We start from the raw sequence: 2,680 nt of genomic DNA, 5'->3' as shown, positions 1-2,680 counted from the left end.
CGGCGCGCCGATCAGGCGGGCCACCGAGTGCTTCTCCATGAACTCGCTCATGTCCAGGCGGATCAGGTGCTCCTCGCTGTCGAACAGGAACGCGGCCAGCGCCTTGCACAGCTCGGTCTTGCCGACGCCGGTGGGGCCGAGGAAGAGGAACGAGCCGGTCGGCCGGTTCGGATCCGACAGGCCCGAGCGGGCGCGGCGGATGGCGTTGGACACGGCGACGATGGCCTCGTCCTGCCCGACCACGCGTTCGTGCAGCTTGGCTTCCATCTGCAGCAGCTTGTCGCGCTCGCCCTGCATCAGCTTGGACACCGGGATGCCGGTGGCGCGCGCCACCACCTCGGCGATCTCCTCGGCGCCAACCATGGTGCGCAGCAGCTGCGGCTTGCCACCGCCCTTCTTGCCGGACTCCTTGGCCTGCGCGTCCTTGAGCTTCTTCTCCAGCTCCGGCACCTTGCCGTACTGCAGCTCGGCCACCTTGTCGAAGTTGCCCTTGCGCTTGTACTCCTCGATCTGGAAGCGCATCCTGTCGATCTCTTCCTTGATGTGCGCGGAGCCCTGCGCGGTGGCCTTCTCGGCCTTCCAGATCTCCTCCAGGTCCGCGTACTCGCGCTCGAGCTTGGTGATCTCACCCTCGATCAGGCCGAGGCGCTTGATGGAGGCCTCGTCCTTCTCCTTCTTCACCGCCTCACGCTCGATCTTCAGCTGGATCAGCCGCCGGTCGAGCTTGTCCATCGCCTCCGGCTTGGAGTCGATCTCGATCTTGATCTTGGAGGCGGCCTCGTCGATCAGGTCGATCGCCTTGTCGGGCAGGAAGCGGTCGGTGATGTAGCGGTGGCTCAGCTCGGCCGCGGCGACGATCGCCGGGTCGGTGATCTCCACGCCATGGTGCACCTCGTACTTCTCCTGCAGGCCGCGCAGGATGGCGATGGTGGCCTCCACGGTCGGCTCGCCGACGAGGATCTTCTGGAAGCGGCGCTCCAGCGCGGCATCCTTCTCGATGTACTTGCGGTATTCGTCGAGCGTGGTCGCGCCGATGCAGTGCAGCTCGCCGCGTGCCAGCGCCGGCTTGAGCATGTTGCCGGCGTCCATCGCGCCCTCGGCCTTGCCGGCGCCGACCATGGTGTGCAGTTCGTCGATGAAGACGATGGTCTGGCCGGCGTCCTGCGAAAGCTCCTTCAGGACGTTCTTCAGCCGCTCCTCGAACTCGCCGCGGTACTTGGCGCCCGCCAGCAGCAGCGCCATGTCGAGCACCAGCACCCGCTTGCCCTTGAGCGAATCGGGCACCTCGCCGGCAACGATGCGCTGCGCCAGCCCCTCGACAATGGCCGTCTTGCCCACGCCCGGCTCGCCGATCAGCACCGGGTTGTTCTTGGTACGACGCTGCAGCACCTGGATGGCACGGCGGATCTCGTCGTCGCGGCCGATCACCGGGTCGAGCTTGCCCAGGCGGGCGCGCTCGGTCAGGTCGAGCGTGTATTTCTTCAGCGCCTCGCGCTGGCCCTCGGCCTCCGGCGAATCGATCTTCTGGCCGCCGCGCACCGCCTCGATGGCGGCTTCCAGCCCCTTGCGGTTCAGGCCATGCCCGCGCACCACGCCGGCCAGGTCGGTCTTGGCGTCGGACAGAGCCAGCAGGAACATCTCGCTGGCGATGTACTGGTCACCGCGCTTGCTGGCTTCCTTCTCGGCGGACTGCAGCAGCGAGACCAGGTCGCGCCCGGCGCCCACCGGCTCGCCACCCTGCACCTGGGGCAACCCATTCAGCGCCGTGTCCACCGCCGTCTGCAGGGCCGGCAGCCGCACGCCGGCGCGCTCCAGCAACGCGCGCGGTCCATCGTCCTGCGCCAGCATGGCCGCGAGCACGTGCACCGGCTCGATGTACGGGTTGTCGCGGGTCACCGCGAGGCTCTGGGCCTCGGCGAGGGCCTGCTGGAACTGGCTGGTCAACTTGTCCTGTCGCATGGGAAAAACCTCCGATTGCGACCGATCTGAGGCGGTCCACCCGCCATTTCAAGGGACGCCCACCCGGCGCCCGTGAGCCAGATCAACCGAGCAGCGAGTCCAGCAGCTTGAAGCCGATCGCAGCGCAGGCCAGCGCGCCCAGCACGTGGGCCAGCGTGTGTCCTGCGGCCAGCGCCCACTGGCCGCGTTGCAGCATCAGCAGAGATTCGGCCGAGAAGGCCGAGAACGTGGTCAGCCCGCCGAGGAAGCCGGTGATCAGCAGCAGCCGCAGCAGTTCATCGGGGCTGCGTTCGAACCAGGCCAGCGCCAGGCCGATCAGCAGGCCGCCCACGCAGTTGACGAACAGCGTGCCGAGCGGAAACCCGGCCCAGCGCGCGTTGAGCCACAGCCCGGCGCCCCAGCGCGCCAGCGCGCCCACGGCCGCGCCGGCCGCCACCGCCAGCACCTGCGCGCCGACGGCTGCCGTGCTCACCCGGCCGTTCCCGCGTTGCCCGAGGCGATGCCCCAGCGCGCCAGCGCGGCGTCATCGCTGACGCGGGCGTCGACCCAGCGCGCGCCCTCCGGCGTGGTCTCCTTCTTCCAGAACGGCGCCTGAGTCTTCAGGTAGTCCATCAGGAACTCGCAGGCCTGGAAGGCGGCGCCGCGGTGCGCCGAGGTCACCACCACCAGCACGATCTGGTCGAGCGGCGCGAGCGGCCCGACGCGGTGGACGACCCGCGCC

3 protein-coding genes are annotated in these 2,680 nt (G+C 69.0%); all 3 read right to left on the bottom strand.

Translation table 11 applies throughout. The features are described from left to right. A partial coding sequence (locus AB7U92_RS25560) for a Clp protease N-terminal domain-containing protein (RefSeq protein WP_428583426.1) occupies positions 1 to 1,959 on the bottom strand: 1,959 nt, incomplete at its 3' end. Between the two features lie 82 nt (positions 1,960 to 2,041). Further along, positions 2,042 to 2,431: a fluoride efflux transporter CrcB gene (gene crcB / locus AB7U92_RS25555; protein ID WP_428583424.1), complete on the bottom strand. Its 390-nt coding sequence runs from the start codon at positions 2,429 to 2,431 to the stop codon at positions 2,042 to 2,044. Then, positions 2,428 to 2,680 (bottom strand): molybdenum cofactor biosynthesis protein MoaE (locus AB7U92_RS25550; protein WP_428583423.1); only part of this gene is annotated, 253 nt, incomplete at its 5' end. The genes AB7U92_RS25550 and crcB, both read right to left, overlap by 4 nt.

It is taken from the genome of Piscinibacter sp., assembly GCF_050175855.1.
Classification (GTDB): domain Bacteria; phylum Pseudomonadota; class Gammaproteobacteria; order Burkholderiales; family Burkholderiaceae_C; genus Piscinibacter.
This window is presented reverse-complemented; position numbering and strand designations above follow the sequence as displayed.